General features: G+C 38.1%; 18 protein-coding genes and 1 tRNA gene. 7 read left to right on the forward strand and 12 right to left on the reverse strand.

Going from position 1 to position 16,238, the window contains the following annotated elements; translation table 11 throughout:
- Nucleotide 1 precedes the first annotated feature (1 nt).
- The 3 genes from FEDK69T_RS04730 to FEDK69T_RS04740 all read right to left on the reverse strand — a co-directional run bounded on the left by FEDK69T_RS04730 (nt 2) and on the right by FEDK69T_RS04740 (nt 2,119).
- A complete protein-coding gene (locus tag FEDK69T_RS04730; protein WP_023573014.1) occupies nt 2-1,291 on the reverse strand; it encodes an efflux RND transporter permease subunit in 1,290 nt (429 codons plus the stop codon).
- Between the two features lie 88 nt (nt 1,292-1,379).
- The gene (locus tag FEDK69T_RS15375; RefSeq protein ID WP_131494767.1) at nt 1,380-1,631 is read right to left on the reverse strand and encodes a heavy metal-binding domain-containing protein; all 252 of its coding nucleotides are present in this window, start codon (nt 1,629-1,631) and stop codon (nt 1,380-1,382) included.
- 406 nt (nt 1,632-2,037) lie between these two features.
- Nucleotides 2,038-2,119: transfer RNA gene (locus tag FEDK69T_RS04740), tRNA-Leu, on the reverse strand.
- Nucleotides 2,120-2,364: 245 nt separating this feature from the next.
- Here FEDK69T_RS04740 and FEDK69T_RS04745 point away from each other — a divergent pair.
- Nucleotides 2,365-3,753: a dipeptidase gene (locus tag FEDK69T_RS04745; protein WP_023573016.1), complete on the forward strand. Its 1,389-nt coding sequence runs from the start codon at nt 2,365-2,367 to the stop codon at nt 3,751-3,753.
- A gap of 72 nt (nt 3,754-3,825) precedes the next feature.
- Here the strand turns inward: FEDK69T_RS04745 and FEDK69T_RS04750 are convergent, their stop codons facing one another.
- Complete coding sequence (locus FEDK69T_RS04750) at nt 3,826-4,659, reverse strand: hypothetical protein (protein WP_035630808.1); 834 nt, start codon at nt 4,657-4,659, stop codon at nt 3,826-3,828.
- A 257-nt stretch (nt 4,660-4,916) separates the two neighbouring features.
- Here FEDK69T_RS04750 and FEDK69T_RS04755 point away from each other — a divergent pair, with 257 nt between their 5' ends.
- The 3 genes from FEDK69T_RS04755 (at nt 4,917) to FEDK69T_RS04765 (ending at nt 8,056) form a co-directional block, all read left to right on the forward strand.
- Nucleotides 4,917-5,288 (forward strand): BlaI/MecI/CopY family transcriptional regulator, encoded by a 372-nt coding sequence (locus FEDK69T_RS04755; protein ID WP_023573018.1) that lies wholly within the window; start codon nt 4,917-4,919, stop codon nt 5,286-5,288.
- Nucleotides 5,285-6,784, forward strand: a complete 1,500-nt coding sequence (locus FEDK69T_RS15380; RefSeq protein ID WP_051385066.1) for a M56 family metallopeptidase — start codon at nt 5,285-5,287, stop codon at nt 6,782-6,784. Before FEDK69T_RS04755 ends, FEDK69T_RS15380 begins: the two co-directional genes overlap by 4 nt.
- Before the next feature lie 171 nt (nt 6,785-6,955).
- Nucleotides 6,956-8,056, forward strand: a complete 1,101-nt coding sequence (locus tag FEDK69T_RS04765) for a DUF4407 domain-containing protein (RefSeq protein WP_023573020.1) — start codon at nt 6,956-6,958, stop codon at nt 8,054-8,056.
- A gap of 85 nt (nt 8,057-8,141) precedes the next feature.
- Here FEDK69T_RS04765 and FEDK69T_RS04770 read toward each other — a convergent pair whose 3' ends face one another.
- From FEDK69T_RS04770 to ruvC, 5 genes are all read right to left on the reverse strand, one after another.
- Complete coding sequence (locus FEDK69T_RS04770) at nt 8,142-8,852, reverse strand: PH domain-containing protein (RefSeq protein ID WP_023573021.1); 711 nt, start codon at nt 8,850-8,852, stop codon at nt 8,142-8,144.
- Nucleotides 8,853-8,904: 52 nt separating this feature from the next.
- Entirely contained in the window at nt 8,905-9,270 is a 366-nt protein-coding gene (locus FEDK69T_RS04775) for an MmcQ/YjbR family DNA-binding protein (RefSeq protein ID WP_023573022.1), read from the reverse strand.
- A gap of 1 nt (nt 9,271) precedes the next feature.
- Nucleotides 9,272-10,039, reverse strand: a complete 768-nt coding sequence (locus FEDK69T_RS04780; protein ID WP_023573023.1) for a cyclase family protein — start codon at nt 10,037-10,039, stop codon at nt 9,272-9,274.
- A 14-nt stretch (nt 10,040-10,053) separates the two neighbouring features.
- Nucleotides 10,054-11,190 (reverse strand): radical SAM family heme chaperone HemW, encoded by a 1,137-nt coding sequence (gene hemW, locus FEDK69T_RS04785; protein WP_035630807.1) that lies wholly within the window; start codon nt 11,188-11,190, stop codon nt 10,054-10,056.
- 80 nt (nt 11,191-11,270) lie between these two features.
- Nucleotides 11,271-11,822, reverse strand: a complete 552-nt coding sequence (gene ruvC / locus FEDK69T_RS04790) for a crossover junction endodeoxyribonuclease RuvC (RefSeq protein WP_023573025.1) — start codon at nt 11,820-11,822, stop codon at nt 11,271-11,273.
- A 23-nt stretch (nt 11,823-11,845) separates the two neighbouring features.
- On the opposite strand from ruvC, the gene FEDK69T_RS04795 reads away from it, so the two are divergent.
- Both FEDK69T_RS04795 and FEDK69T_RS04800 read left to right on the forward strand, forming a co-directional pair.
- Nucleotides 11,846-12,790, forward strand: coding sequence for a lysylphosphatidylglycerol synthase domain-containing protein (locus tag FEDK69T_RS04795; protein ID WP_035630806.1), 945 nt, complete (start codon nt 11,846-11,848; stop codon nt 12,788-12,790).
- A complete protein-coding gene (locus FEDK69T_RS04800; protein WP_023573026.1) occupies nt 12,778-13,908 on the forward strand; it encodes a glycosyltransferase family 2 protein in 1,131 nt (376 codons plus the stop codon). Before FEDK69T_RS04795 ends, FEDK69T_RS04800 begins: the two co-directional genes overlap by 13 nt.
- Before the next feature lies 1 nt (nt 13,909).
- Here FEDK69T_RS04800 and FEDK69T_RS04805 read toward each other — a convergent pair whose 3' ends face one another.
- Nucleotides 13,910-14,392, reverse strand: coding sequence for a hypothetical protein (locus FEDK69T_RS04805; protein WP_023573027.1), 483 nt, complete (start codon nt 14,390-14,392; stop codon nt 13,910-13,912).
- 43 nt (nt 14,393-14,435) lie between these two features.
- On the opposite strand from FEDK69T_RS04805, the gene FEDK69T_RS04810 reads away from it, so the two are divergent.
- Entirely contained in the window at nt 14,436-14,933 is a 498-nt protein-coding gene (locus FEDK69T_RS04810; protein ID WP_023573028.1) for a DUF456 domain-containing protein, read from the forward strand.
- On the opposite strand, the gene FEDK69T_RS04815 is transcribed toward FEDK69T_RS04810, so the two are convergent.
- Nucleotides 14,930-15,787, reverse strand: coding sequence for a DMT family transporter (locus tag FEDK69T_RS04815; RefSeq protein ID WP_023573029.1), 858 nt, complete (start codon nt 15,785-15,787; stop codon nt 14,930-14,932). The two genes, FEDK69T_RS04810 and FEDK69T_RS04815, sit on opposite strands and share 4 nt — an antisense overlap.
- Nucleotides 15,788-15,924: 137 nt before the next feature.
- Nucleotides 15,925-16,167, reverse strand: coding sequence for a GIY-YIG nuclease family protein (locus FEDK69T_RS04820; RefSeq protein WP_023573030.1), 243 nt, complete (start codon nt 16,165-16,167; stop codon nt 15,925-15,927).
- Nucleotides 16,168-16,238: the final 71 nt, after the last annotated feature.

Consider the following 16,238-nt stretch of genomic DNA (forward strand, 5'->3'; position numbering starts at 1 on the left):
CTTATTCGGATTCTTTACCGTTAACCATTTCTTCCTGTTTCTCCGAAATATTGCGATATGAATTTTCCACCATTACAATGCCATCATCAACAACCACCCCTATAGCCAGAGCGATACCCGTTAATGACATAATGTTGGAAGAGATACCGAAAGCCTCAAGCAAAATAAAGCCCACTGCTACTGATATAGGAAGCTGTATAAGAATAATTAAAGCGCTTCTCCAGTGAAATAGAAAAATAAGGATGACAAGAGAAACAGCAATCATTTCTTCTATTAGCGTTCCCTTAACGGATGCAATGGCTTTTTCTATCAGTTCACTTCTGTCGTAGGATGTTTTAAAAGAAACGCCTTCCGGTAAACCTTTTTCGACTTCCTTTATTTTTTCTTTTACAGCATGTATTACTTTGTCGGCATTTTCGCCGTAACGCATCACTACAATGCCACCAACAACTTCTCCCTTTCCATTTTCGTCAAATATTCCCAATCGTAAATCGCCACCCATTTGTACCGAACCAATGTCCATTACTTTCACGGGAACAGCGTTATAATTTTTAATGGCAATATCCTCTACATCTTTTATATTTTTAATATAGCCTAAACCTCTTACGATGTATGACATATTACTCAATTCAAATTTTCGCCCTCCAACATCATTGTTATTTGATTTTACAGCATTCATGACTTCCATTATGCTGACGTTATAATATTGCATTTTGAGCGGATCTAACACCAGTTGGTATTGTTTTTCAAAACCTCCAAAAGAAGCTACTTCGGCTACACCTGGAACTGTTTGCAATGCAAATTTTACATACCAGTCTTGTAAAGCGCGTTGTTCTCCTAAGTCCATTCCGTTTGTTTCAAAATGATACCAAAAAATATGACCTACTCCTGTACCATCAGGGCCCAAAGTTGGAACAACATCTTGCGGAAGTAAACGTTGGGCATAATTTAATCTTTCCAACACACGGGTTCTTGCCCAGTAGGTATCTACATTGTCTTCAAAAATGATGTATACAAAGCTCATCCCAAACATCGAGGCTCCCCGTATATTTTTAATTTTTGGTATACCCTGAAGATTAGAAACCAAAGGATAGGTTACTTGCGCTTCGATTACCTGTGGGCTTCTTCCCATCCATTCCGTAAAGACAATAACTTGATTTTCTGATAAATCAGGGATGGCATCAATTGGATTTTGCTGAACACTGTATATTCCCCAACCAAATAAACCGGCCGCCACGAGCAGCACAATAAATCTGTTTTTCAATGAAAATGAAATCAATTTTCGGACCATACTATTTTCGTGTTTGACACTTAGGAAGACTTACAAAATCCCTGAAGCTTTTGGAGGTCTTATTTGACTAACTGTGCTGATTTACAGGCTATTTTGTAACTTCTTCAGTCAAGTCCATGCCACATTTCGTGCATTTGTCGCCTTTTTTGCCGATAACTTCCGGGTGCATTGGACAGGCATACATTTTTGAATCACTTTCCATCGTTTTAGAGTCATGATCCACCATTGTGGAATCGTGATGCATCGCTTCTGAATTATTGGTATCCATGTCTCTATTTTTTTGGTTACAAGAAGTCATTACGAATGTTATTAGCGCAACAGAAAAGATTATGTTTTTCATATTCTTATTAGATTTAAATTATGTGTTATTTTTATTATTAAAAGTACAAATATTTTTTGATAAAATGGCTGAGCAATCCATTGTAGCTTAGCTTCTTATATTAAAAATAATTAATTATCTCAACCGTTTTCCATAGCTTAACATCATGAAGCCATAATAAGATTCCGGATTGCTATTTCTTGTCTTAATTTGGTATTTGTTTTTGCGTTGCCGCTTAATATTGCACATGACAATACATGATTGTCGTAATGATGATGAAATCAAAAAAACTGGCAGGCAAAAAAAAGTTTGAACATGATTAATTAATCAAACAAAAATAAGGACGGGTTGGGGGAATGTTAGGGGAATGGTAAAAATGAAAAAACCCTAAACACTTTATTTATAAAGGTTTAGGGTTTTGTAGTTGTGCGGGTGATAGGACTCGAACCTACACACCGTGAGGCACCAGATCCTAAGTCTGGCGTGTCTACCAATTTCACCACACCCGCGGGCTTATAAAACAAGTAGTTGTTTCAGTAAGTGGGTGCAAATATAGGCATATCTTTCAATATTGCAAATTTTCAAAACAGAAAATCAGTAAAAATTTAGCATATAAAAGGTAATTGTTTTAGTATTAGAGGTTTGTGTTTTTTTTATTTTTTCATGCGAAATACAAATTTAGTATTGAATTTTTCAATTTGTAATTTTCCTTTTGATTTTTTGTACATTTGGCTTTCATCATTTTAAAAACATAATGGACAATATTAAACAGTACGTTCAGGAAAATAAAGAACGTTTTCTTAATGAGTTAATTGAATTATTAAAAATACCTTCAGTAAGTGCTGACAGTGCTTACTCTCAAGACGTAATCGATACTGCCAATGCCGTAAAGACAAGCCTTGAAAAAGCAGGCTGTGATTTCGTAGAATTGTGTGAAACGCCTGGTTATCCTATCGTTTACGGTGAAAAAATCATCGATGCAAGTTTGCCAACTGTTTTGGTGTACGGACATTACGACGTACAGCCGGCAGATCCGATTGAGTTGTGGACTTCACCTCCTTTCGAACCGGTTATCAAAGCTACAGAATTACATCCTGAAGGCGCTATTTTCGCTCGCGGCGCTTGTGATGACAAGGGCCAGATGTACATGCATGTTAAGGCTTTTGAATACATGATTCAGAACAATTGCCTTCCTTGTAACGTGAAATTCATGATCGAAGGGGAAGAGGAAGTAGGTTCGGCTAGTTTAGGTTGGTTCGTGGAACGCAATCAGGCAAAATTGGCGAACGACGTAATTCTGATTTCCGATACGGGAATGATTTCCAACCAACAACCATCCATCACAACGGGTCTTCGTGGCTTAAGTTATGTGGAAGTGGAAGTTACCGGTCCGAACCGTGACTTGCATTCCGGATTGTACGGTGGGGCCGTTGCGAATCCAATCAACATATTGACCAAAATGATTGCTTCATTGCACGATGAGAATAATCATATCACGATTCCGGGTTTCTATGATAAGGTAGAAGAGCTTTCTATAGCGGAAAGAGAAAAAATGGCACAGCGTCCATATTCTGAAGATGCTTACAAAAAAGCATTGGATATCGAAGAAGTGTATGGGGAAACAGGTTATACAACTAACGAAAGAAACTCCATTCGTCCTACGCTTGACGTAAACGGAATTTGGGGCGGTTATACCGGAGAAGGCGCTAAAACAGTTATTGCAAGCAAAGCTTTCGCTAAAATCTCAATGCGTTTGGTTCCGAATCAGGATTGGGAAGAAATCACCAAGTTGTTCACAAAACACTTTGAAAGTATTGCTCCTAAAGCCGCAAAAGTAAAAGTGACGCCACACCACGGAGGTCAGGGGTATGTGACTCCGATTGACTCTGTAGGGTATCAGGCTGCCGCTAAAGCTTATGCCGATACTTTTGGGATACAGCCGATTCCGGTGCGTTCCGGAGGAAGTATTCCAATTGTAGCTTTGTTCGAAAAAGAACTGAAATCAAAAACCATCATGATGGGCTTCGGATTGGATAGTGATGCAATTCACTCACCAAACGAGCATTTCGGGGTTTTCAATTATCTGAAAGGTATCGAGACGATTCCGTTGTTCTATAAATATTTCACAGAACTTTCTAAATAATACAAAAAGGCGCCTTCTTGGGCGCCTTTTTATTTTGCGTAAGCCACTCATAGCCCTGTTTAAGAAAATAGTCTATTTGGGAACCATTACTTTGATTAATTCGGGGACGGAGCGATAAATGTAGTCTCCGTGTTGACCGGTAAAATATTTGCCCATTTTTTTCTCGAATTCATTCTGGCTTTTTTCGTCTTTCCATTTGGCTTTAAATAATTCTTCTTCTTTCTTCCAGGCATTTTCAAGGTCGCCCAGATTTTCCACCACGAAAACTTCCACAAAATCTAAATTATTAGAGCCCCATGCATGTCTATGAGGGTAATAGGCTTTTATTACATCGTTTTTCATGTAAAGATTATCAAAGACCTGTTTGCTTAAATCGTCGAATTCTTTGTCGGTTCCGTCTTTCGGCATGGCCAATTCGCTTTTTCGGACATAATAGACCATTGGCTTGTCTGGAGTTTTAGCAAAATTTTTAGGATTGCCATAGCTTGAATAGATTTCATCGGAATGATTAGGTTTGTAATACTTGTTTCTTTTTTCAAAATAAGACTTTCTGGCTTTTTCGTCGGGCCAGGCCTGTTTAACAAGTTCCTCATTTTTATCCCAGGCTTTTTTAATCGCATCCCAGCTTTCGTAGACAAATACAAAAATAACTTCGTCGTTATTGGCGGTATAATAATGGTTTAGAACATTTGTTGCCACGATGAGATCATTCTTTTTGATGACCTTGTCGAAGTATTCTTTCTCCAAAGCCAGCCAATCCTCGGCTTTCCCTTCTTTATGATCAAAATTTCTGTGCATGGTAGTCACCGTCAAATAATACTTTTTATTCTCTTGAGCCAGAAGGGTAAAGTATTGTGTGAAAAGTAACAGGATGAGTGCGAAAAATTTGTAATGGACAGTTTTCATAATTTCAAAATTTATGTTGGTGAATCAGTGAAAATTCAACTTTGAAATTTGAGGCGCTGTAGAATTCGAAATCGTAGGGTGTTTGATACAAATTTACGATTATTTTAACATAAAACATTGGTTGTGAGTTAAATGTGTCGAAATCTGCCTTTTGAAATTAGCAAGAAGATAAAAATGAATAGATTTTTTGCCTAATTGTTTTGTAGGATTATTTTTTATTCTACATTTGTAGAGTTAATTCTAAATTTGTAGAACATATGGCGTTGTCTAATACCGAAGAACAATTGATGGAACATTTATGGAAACTTGAAAAAGCCTTCATGAAAGATTTGCTTGAAAGTTATCCGGAGCCTAAACCGGCAACAACGACCATTGCTACGCTTTTGAAGCGAATGACTGATAAAGGATTCGTTGGGTACAATGAGTTTGGGAATTCAAGAGAATATTATCCCTTGGTTAAAAAGAACGATTATTTCTCAAAACAGGTCAAGGGATTGATTAAGAATTTCTTTAACAACTCGGCTTCTCAGTTTGCTTCGTTCTTTACCAAAGAAACCAATTTGTCTGAAAAAGAATTGGAAGAGTTGAAGAAAATAATAGATGCAGAACTTCAAAAAAAGAAAAAATGACCGACTTTTTAATCAAATCATCCATCAGTTTAGTGGTGCTGCTTGTATTTTATCATCTACTGTTGGAAAAAGAAAAAATGCACCTTTTTAACCGTTTTTATCTTTTGGTTTCTCTGGTGGTTTCAATGATTATTCCTTTCTTGACTTTTGAAATCAGAGAAGATATCCCCGCACAGAGGTCAGTTCCTATCAATCTTCCACACTTTGAAGAGGTTAAAGACATCTCTATCCCTGTGAAAGAAGTAATCGACTATACACCCATTATTTTTTGGGGTCTCTTCGGGTTGATTACCTTACTGATGTTATTACGCTTTGCGAAAAACATCTGGAAAATACATATAAAATCCAAATCAAATCAATCAATACAATATGGCGGAGCAAGGTTGGTTTTGTTAAAGGAGAAAACACTTCCGCACACTTTTCTTAATACAATTTTTGTAAACGAAAAGGATTACTACACGATGGATATCGAAGAAGAATTATTTACCCATGAATTGGTCCATGTGAATCAGAAGCACACATTGGATGTCTTATTTATTGAATTTTTAAAAACAATTTTCTGGTTCAATCCAGTGTTTTTTTTCTATAAAAAAGCGATTCAGCTTAATCATGAATTTCTCGCAGACCATGGAGTTGTAAACGCTCATAACGATGTTCCGTTTTATCAGAATCTGCTTTTGCAGAAGGGAAGGAATGACCAAACGATTTATCTGGTCAGTAATTTAAATTATTCAATAACCAAAAAACGACTACTTATGATGACGAAAAACACCTCTAATGGGTTGATTGTTTTAAAAAAAGCTGCTATTCTGCCTTTATTGGCAGGCTTAGTCACTTTCTCTTGCGTTGAAACTGAAGAGCAGGAAAAAACAAATTCGACTGTACCAAAGAATTATAATAATAGTCCCGCTGCAGATAAACGAAGAGACGTATATTATGCCGGTGTACGGGTGATTGTAGACAACCAAAGGGATGGAATAAAATTCGATAAAGTTTATGAAGAGCTAACCTTGGCTGAAAAAAGAAAGTACTTGGGACTTCCTTCCCGATTTAAGAAAAAAGAACTGTATCAAGGAGCTTTTGACGGTTATGAAAATTCAAAAGAATACGCTATTTGGATTGACGGGAAAAGTGTTGCTAATAAGGTCCTGAACAATTATAAACCAACAGATTTTGCTTATTACATCTCTTCTTATGTTTATAAAAAAAATAGAAGTGAGAAATTTCCGCAACCTTATCAGTGTCAGTTGTATACTAATACCTATTTTGATAAATATCTTAAAAACAAACATTTAAAGTGCGATAGGGACACTATGAGAATTGTTTTTTATAAACCAGGAGTACGTGTTGTAGATTCGGTTGCAATGAAAGAAATGATAGAGGAGCATAATGATGAAATGGAAAGAATTGCCAAAAGATATGAAAAAGCCCAAACGATACAGGAAATTAAAGATGAAATGATAAGAAATACTAGGAAGGAACTGGAAAGTAAATAAAACTTCAGGGGTTGATATTCTTTAAATGAATTTTATATATTTTCAGGCATGTGAAAACCACTCTAAAAAAAAGTGTTTTTTTCTATAACCGAATTTATATCAATTTGTTACATCGAAAAATGAAATTTGGCGTTAACTTTGCAGTATCATCATCAATCAAAAATCATCATCATGTTAAAACGCTTTTTTATTCTGTGCTCCGGCGCAGATAGATCGCTGCTCGACTCCTGTAGCGAAGGTGAACAAACCAAGTATGTAGGTGTAGGCGCCACAGTTTTCTTTACGGCCGTTATGGCATTTATTGCCGGAAGTTATGCGCTGTTTACCGTTTTCGATAATGTTTATTTTGCGGTTTTCTTCGGGATTGTCTGGGGTCTGCTTATCTTTAATTTAGACCGATTCATAGTTTCCACCATCAGAAAAAGAGACAAGTTTCGTAGTGAATTACTTCAGGCGTCCCCTCGAATTGTATTGGCTATGATTATTGCTATTGTAATTTCAAAACCGTTGGAAATCAAAATCTTTGAAAAAGAAATCAATACCGTTTTGCTGAAAGAGAAAAACGAAATGGCCATCGCCAACAAAAATCAAGTGACCAATTATTTCAAAGGCGATGTAACGAAGAACCAATCTGAAATCGACAGCATCAAGTCAAGTATCAAGGTCAAAGAAAAAGAAGTTGCCGATTTGTATCAATCCTATATTACCGAAGCTGAAGGAACCGCCGGAACCAAAAGAATGGGGAAGGGGCCTATTTATAAAGAAAAACGTTCAGCTCACGATTTGGCGCTGAAACAACTGGATTCTTTAAAAACAGCATCGGCTAAAGCTATTGCAGAAAAAGAAGCACGATCAAAAACCCTGCAAGCCGATCTGGATAAAAAAGTGGCCGATTCCAAACCGATCATCGAAGGCTTCGATGGCCTGATGGCACGAATCAATGCCTTGGATAAATTGCCTTGGCTACCGTCATTTTTCATCATGCTGTTGTTTCTGGCTGTGGAAACCTCTCCGATTATCGCTAAATTACTTTCGCCCCGCGGAGAATACGATTTCAAGTTGGAAGACAATGAAACAGCTCTAAAAGTGCAAATTGAGCAAAACGTGTACCAACGCAATCTGCAAAAACAAACAGATGCAGCGATTTATGATAAAGTTTATGCTGATATACGCGAAGACAAAGAAATTTACGATTATAAGCGAGAAGCCGCTGCGGAGCTGTTAAAAATGCAATCCGATGCTTATGCTGAGAAACAGAAGAGCGTGATGTAATAGAACATAGGGAAAAGTAAAAAGCAAAAAGCAAAAAGGGATAAGTGTAATGAAACCGCTTATCCCTTTTCTCTTATCCCTTTTTTTACATGTACTGTAAAATTTCCGCTTTCAGTTTATCATATTCACCCTGAAGAATCAATCCGTTGTCCAGCAGTTTTTTGTAATTCTGCAATTTGGAAAACAGTTCATCGTGGCTCATTTCGCTTAATTTTTTCTCGCCGCTCGGTTGTTGTACCGATTCTGAAATGCTTTCCTGAACAACAGGAGTCGAAGGCATGATTTCGGCAAATGACGTTACTTCTTCGGTTTCCATTTCTTCAACTGTTTCTTCAGCCGGGATTTCCGCTTTTGTTTCTTCTGTAATTGGAGCCGCCGTAATTGGAGCTGCTGATGAAGGATTCTTTAATAAATCCAATTGTTCTTTAGAGAATGTATATAATTTTCGAGCCTGATTTTTTGGTAAATAATCAACAGTGTGCGTAAGTTCCGATTTAGTGCTGAACGTAAATTCGGCACCTAAAATACCTTCCTTTACAAACGCGGCCGCGATGTCGTCCCAGTCGTAATCCGTGAATTCCATTGACAAACCTAAATTTTTAGGTTTACAAAGGATGATTCGCTTGTTGGTCACCACAATGCTGTCCGGTAAGATGGTTACTGCCGGTTTTTTCTGAACGGCGATATAACCCACTTCTTCGTTGGACATTAATAAATTCTCCAGTTTGGAAGTGATTTTTTCAATCGCTTTCGGATCCTGGTCTTCGTTCAATATTTTCTTTAAATTGTCAATCATCGTTTTTTGATAAAATTTGTCGTGAAATCGGCATCAAAAGTAATGCCTATTTTTAAGATTCGTTAATTTCCTGCTGTTGTTTTTTCGTTAAAGTCTTAAAAACCAAATCATAAGAATGGTTGATTAGTTCTTTTACAAACACATCAGTAACCGATTCGTTTATCTTAACGGTATTCCAATGTACTTTACTCATGTGATAGCCGGGCTGAATGTCGTCATACTGTCCGCGCAATTCCAAAGCCCAATCCGGATCGCATTTCAAATTTACTGAAGGTGTTCCATTTTCCCATTCCTGCAGTGATGACAATGCAAACATTTTTCCGCCTACCTTAAACACCAGTGTGTCTTCATCAAACGGGAAATGTTCGGTGACGCCTTTCTTTGCAAGACAGTAATCGTAATATACGTCGATGGTCATACTACATTATTTTATACAAAATCGGTTTGCTTGGACTCGCATCGTTTTCAAACGAAGCAATTTGCAGGTTTAGTATGTAACTGCCGTCAGCAATTTGGTCTTCCACATAAATTAGTTCGGAGATAGTGCAATTCATTCGGGCATCAGAATTCAGATTGTTCACGTCTTTTACATTCCAGAAAGCTTTGTGTGCCAATAATTTACCTTCGTCGTGTTCTTTGTCTACACTTGGCAAATCGATTAACAGATGTTTGATATCGCTTTCGCGGATGAAAGTTGCCGCTTCTTCCAGCAGATAAGCCCAATTCGTATTCGAATATTTCTTTGAGGTTTTTTCATCAGAATTTGGCAATGTTCTGATAATGATGGCTTCCGGAGATTTTCCCTGTAATGCCTTTTCAATCTGTGCTTTGGTGATTACATAATCTTCGCCATCCGCTTGTGGTTGGACAGAGATTACTTCCGCAGTAAAAAAGAATTGCTTCAGAGATTGATTGATGCTGTAAAAATCACGTGTGATGTGCCCCAAACATTCGGTATGCGTACCATGTCCGTGCGGGTTAAAAAAAATGTTGTTGAAATTCGTAGACGAACTCCCTTCGGCTACTTTACCTACCCAATCCCCAAAACGAACGGGTTCAATTTCCGGTTTTTCGATGTACCAGGCAATCGGATTTTGATCTGTATTGGATAGGGGCAGGGAAATATCAATCGGTTTTGATAAGTCGATTTTGAATTCGTTGTTGTTATGAAAAATCGTAGCTAACATTAAATAGGAAGTATTTATTCCTCCAAATTTAAATAAAATAAATCCGACGCAATTCCGTCGCAAAAGAATTTTCCTTTTTTTGTGGTCCGAAGCACCTTGTTTTCCAGAATTAGTTTTTCATTGTCGAGATGACGCTGCGCATTTTCAAGTAGGTAATGCAGCATGTTTTCACCGAATTCGGTTTCGATTTTGTCTAAAGAAACGCCCCAAATGGTACGCAAACCAGTCATGATGTATTCGTTATAACGGTCGGTTATTGTCAGTGTTTCGGTTTCACTAGGTAATTTGTTTTCCGCTAACGATTTAAGGTAAATGGCGTTGTTGGCGATGTTCCAGCTTCGGTTAGTTCCGTCGTAACTGTGTGCGGACGGACCTATGCCAAGGTATTTTTTTCCCAGCCAGTAGGCCGAATTATTTAGTGAAAAATGGCTTTCCTTTCCGAAATTCGACAATTCATAATGAATGAATCCGTTGGCTTCAAGGATGTCCACAAGTATCAGGAATTGTTCGTGTGTAACAGCATCATCAGGTTGAGGAACGAGTCCCTTTTTAATGAATTTCTGCAATGCGGTTTTCGGTTCAACTGTTAAGGCATAACTCGAAATATGCGGAATATTCAAATCCAGAAGTGTTTGAATGTTTTGAAGCCAATGCTCGTTGCTCAATCCCGGAATTCCGTAGATTAAATCGGCAGTAATATTGTCAAAGTATTTGGTAGCTATTTCGAGGCATTTTTTCGCTTCCGCAGCATTATGGGCGCGGTTCATCAGCTTTAAATCATCTTCAAAAAAAGACTGGATTCCGATGCTTAAACGATTGATTTTGGTTTCGGAAAGTTCAATGATCCTTTCTTCCGATAAATCGTCCGGATTGGCTTCTATCGTAATTTCGGGGTTTTCAGCGACCGAGTAATTTTCGTAGACTTGGCCAATCAGCATGTTCAAATCGGCAATTGGTAAAATGCTCGGTGTTCCACCACCGAAATAAATGGTCTCAACTACTTCATCTGCAAATTCATCTTTGCGCAGGCGGATTTCTTTGGCTAAAGCCATGACCATTTCGTCTTTCTTCTTCAGTGAAGTCGAAAAGTGGAAATCGCAGTAATAACATGCCTGCTTGCAAAAAGGAATATGGATGTAAATGCCCGACATAAATTTGAAAATTATTTAATTTGAAAATTTGAAAAATTAATGCCATTTGAGAATCATTTTCAAATTGGCACATTTTTAAATTATCTAATTCTATCCTCATTCTGTTTTACAAAAGCATCCCAACCGGAATAGCTTTTTCCTACTTCAACTCTGCCTGAATTGAAAAAATGACAGACAGCTGCTGCGAGTCCGTCGGTAGAGTCCAAATTTTTGGGAAGTTCTTTTAATCCAACCAATTGCTGAAGCATTTTGGCCACTTGTTCCTTGCTGGCATTTCCGTTTCCGGTGATAGCCATTTTTATTTTTTTGGGTTCGTATTCGGTTATCGGGATACCTCGGGACAAACCGGCGGCCATAGCCACTCCCTGAGCGCGTCCCAGTTTTAACATTGACTGTACGTTTTTTCCAAAAAAAGGAGCTTCAATGGCAATTTCATCAGGATGATAAGTATCGATTAGTTCAATGGTCCGTTCGAAAATTCGTTTCAAACGCATGTAATGATCATCCATTTTATTGAGCTGCAATTCGTTCAGCTGAATGAATTCCATCTTTTTATTCACGACACGAATGAGTCCGAAACCCATAATTGTCGTTCCCGGGTCAATTCCTAATATGATGCGTTCGTTTGCCAATTTTAATTTGTTATTTTGCGCCGATGATTTCCGTACCCCACAAAGCTAAGCAATTCCTCGTTCTTCTGATCAAACTTTTGGTTGTGGGCGGCGCATTTTATTTTATTTATGATCAATTGGCCGGTAACGACAAACTGGATTGGATAAAGTTTCGGGATCTGGTGATGGAAAAGAAGTCCTTCGGGAACATAACTTTTATTTTATTTCTGACGTTTTTAAACCGTTTTCTCGAGATTTTGAAATGGCAGAATTTAGTGGGAGTCATCCGAAAAAATAAATTGGGAGAGGCCTCGAAACAGGTTTTGGGAGCGCTAACTGCCGGATTGTTTACGCCTAATGGAATTGGGGAATACGCAGGCAAAGCCCTGTTCTTTGAAAAATCTCTGGCGAAAAAAATTGTCTTTCTGAATCTTATCTGCAACGGAATTCAAATGCTGCTTACCATTGTGTTCGGAATTTTCGGTTTGATGTATTTCAATGCGAAATTCGGCATTATTACAGGGAAAACGGTCGGGATTCTGTTTGGGATTTTACTATTAATTCTGATTGTTCTCTTTTTTACGAAGAAGATCAATGTGAAAGGATATTCGATCGAAAAACTGATTCACAAAATTAACGGGATTCCCAAGCGCATCCATCAGAAAAACATTTTATTGGGTCTTGGGCGTTATTTGGTTTTTTCGCATCAGTATTATTTTTTATTTTTAATTTTCGATGTGGAAATTCCCTACTTATTGTTAATGGCTGCCATCGCCAGTGTTTATTTTCTGGCTTCGTCCTTGCCTACGTTCCAGTTTTTGGATTTCGCGGTCAAGGGTAGTGTGGCCGTTTATTTCTTCGGATTATTGGGCGTAAACGAATGGATTGTGGTTTTTATCAGTACGCTCATGTGGTTTTTGAATGTGGTAATCCCGGTGGTAATCGGAAGTTATTTTGTTTTAAATTTTAAAGCGCAATGGAAATCGTAAATTTACTCTTCGTACTAATTTTTATCAATTACGTATTTTTTATCGGATTGCTGATTTGGGGATTTTCAAAAGTGAACTATTTTCATAAATCGAATAGTTCCGAAAACAAGACTGGATTCTCCATTGTGATTCCTTTTCGTAACGAAGAACATAATCTTCCTGATTTATTACAGTCGCTATCACAGTTGAATTATCCGAAAGATCAGTTCGAAGTTATCTTTGTTGATGATGAATCCAAAGACAATTCGGTTCGCGTCATTAACAACTGGCGCATGGAAAACCCTTGGGTGCATCTGACAATTCTGGATAATGTACGGATTTCCAAATCGCCTAAAAAAGATGCAATTACCCGTGCAGTTACCATCGCAAAGCATCCATGGATTATTACTACTGATGCGGATTGTGTGGTTCAGCCGGAATGGCTTTCTGTTTATGATGTTTACATTCAGAATAACAATGCAGAAATGATTGCCGGAGCGGTTAAGTTTCCAACTAAAGGAGGCTTGTTGTCACATTTTCAGCAGATGGATTTATTGAGTCTGCAGGGAGCTAGCATTGGCAGTTTCGGTTTGCATGAAGCATTTATGTGTAACGGAGCTAATTTTGCTTATACAAAGGAGATTTTCTCCGATTTGAAAGGATTTTACGGTAATAATCATATTGCCAGCGGAGACGACGTTTTCCTGTTACAGAAAGCCATTGCCAAATTCCCTGAAAAAGTGCACTATCTGAAAAATAATGATGCGATAGTAACTACAAAGCCCGAGAAAAGCTGGTTTAAATTGTTTAAGCAAAGAGTACGTTGGGCTTCAAAGGCATCGGCCTATCAGAGTGATTTTGCCAAAGGATTGGCAATAATGGTTTTTGTGGCCAATTTTATTCTGGTTTCCGGTTTATTGCTGGTGGTTTTCAATCTGATGAACTGGCAATTCCTTTTGGTTTTGTTTTCGGTTAAGTTTATTGTCGATTTTATTCTGATGTGTCAAAGCAACCGATTTCTTAAAATGTGTATGTATTCCGCAGTGATTAGCAGTTTGATTTATCCTTTCTTCAGTACCTGTGTAGCTTTGTATTCACTAGTAGGAGGCTTCGAATGGAAACGTGAAAATATCAAATAACCTATTTGGTTTTTAAGATAACCGGCAGTACAAATTGTGTTTTTACCGGGATTCCGCGTTTTATGGCTGGGTTTACTTTCGGTAAGTCTACCAGTTTGGCTTGTAGGATGCTGTCGATTTTTATTTTGTCGTAAGCCACGCTGTCTTTCGGGAATTGCGGTTCGAATTCTAGACGGGAATCAGGAAATACGGTTACTTTTACTTCGATCGTATCGATTTCGGGATAAAGTATGGCTAAAGTGTCAACGCTCAATTTTTCCTGAATGGTTTGTGTTAAATACTCAAAGAAACATTGTTTGCGTTGGGCTTCATCGGTCAATACATCACAAGCGTCTACAGAGGGGAAAGCATCTACTTTTTTCCAGTCGATTTTTTCCAGTTCTTTTTGCAGTAATTCGTCTTCGGACGGCGCTTTCTTGTCAAAAAGTTGACAGGAAATTACCGTTAGCGAAAAGATAGTCAGTGCAAAAAGTTTTTTAGACATCGTAAAAGTGTAATTTTAAGTGCCAAAAATAGTAAAAAAATAGATGGAATACTTTTTATTAATTACAGGTTTCGTTTTAATGGCTGTCGGACTATTGGGGAGTATTCTTCCGGTATTGCCCGGACCTCCCGTCAGTTGGGTGGGTTTGCTTATGTTGTATCTCACTAAAGCTGTACCTGATAATTATTGGGTTTTGGGTGTCACATTGGCTGTTGCGGTATTGGTTGGTATTTTGGATTACATTATTCCTGCAAAAGGGACTAAAAGGTTTGGAGGGAGTTCCTATGGTGTCTGGGGGACGAATATCGGTTTGGTTATTGGTCTTGTTGTGCCGATTCCTTTAGGTGTTGTAATCGGGCCATTTGTCGGTGCTTTGATAGGTGAATTGCTTTACGACAGGGATCATAAACGGGCTGTTAAGGCGGCCACGGGTTCTTTTGTTGGTTTTCTGGCTTCGACTTTCGTAAAATTTGTCGTTTGCGTGATTTACTTCGGATTGTTTCTTGCAAAAGTGTGGGAATACCGAAATTTCTGGTTTTAAGTTTGGTTACTTTTGCGGAAGGTAATCCCGATTCCCAATAAAATGATTATCCCGCCAAGTATCATTTGGAGGGTAATTGTTTCTTTCAGGAAAATCCAAGCCATTATTGAAGTTATTAATGCCTGACTGAGAAGGCTGAGCGAAACGCGGTTGGCTTCCATTTTTTGCGTCGCATAACTGATCAGTGTCCATGCAATCAATTGACACAAAATCCCCTGAACAAACAAAACATTCCAAACCGTGTTTGAAAATCCGTAAAAAGGTTGGTTGAAAATTAGGCATATTATTGCAAGAAATACACTAGAAACCAACATGCTGTAAGTCATGAAACTTGTGGGTTGTAATTGGTTAAGAACGTATTTGCTTAATAGGATGTAGACAGCATAGAAAACTCCGGACAGGACTCCAAATGCAAATCCGATGTCGAATTTTAACTGGTAAAAAGTTTCATAGCCAATCAAGATAATCATTCCGGTAAGGGCCAAACATGCGCCAATCCAGAAATTTCGTGTGGGTTTGTTCGGAAGAAAGAGAAACATGCCCAGGCCTACCCAGATAGGGGCTAAATTGGTTAGTAGGGTAGCCTGTGTGGCTGAAGATTGTTGAATGGCAATGTTCCAAACGGCGATATCCGAGCCAAAACAGATTCCGCCAAGTACTATAATTAGTGCGGTTTTTTGATTTGGCATTTCAAGTTTCTTTCGGAATAACATAACCGGTAGGGCAATAGCGGCGGCAATGGCCATTCTGTAAAATGCCGAACTTAGGCCGGAAACCGGTGTCCATCTCACCAGGATCGGAAAAACAGAGATGCAGAAAATACCGATGAGTAATGCCAGCCGTGGATTTTTCATAGCGTTTGAATTGCAGGCAAATGTAGTATAAAATAAAAAAGCTCCGATTTCTCGAAGCTTTTTTGTTACTGGTCTCGTCTAATGACGAGAGGACTCGAACCGGTCTCGTCCTCAAGACAAGACGACAGGGATGTATTCTAACTTTTTTCGAGTAATCTTTCTATGGATTTTCGATTTAATTTTTTTAATCTTTTTTCTTCAATCAAGGCTTCTTTTTTTGTTTCAAACTCTTTGGAATACACTAGTATCCAGACTCCTTTTGATGCGGTGAAATTGCTTTTCTCGGAATTATGCTCTTCTAAACGTCTTTCAATGTTGGTTGTGTAGCCTTTGTAGTAGATGTCAGATTCTGCTGAGTATAGAATATAGACGTAAAACATGTGGTGGATGTAAAATAAAAAAAGCTTCGATTTCTCGAAGCTTTTTTGTTACTGGCGGTCTGGACGGGACT

It is taken from the genome of Flavobacterium enshiense DK69 (genome assembly GCF_000498495.1).
Taxonomy (GTDB): Bacteria; Bacteroidota; Bacteroidia; order Flavobacteriales; family Flavobacteriaceae; genus Flavobacterium; species Flavobacterium enshiense.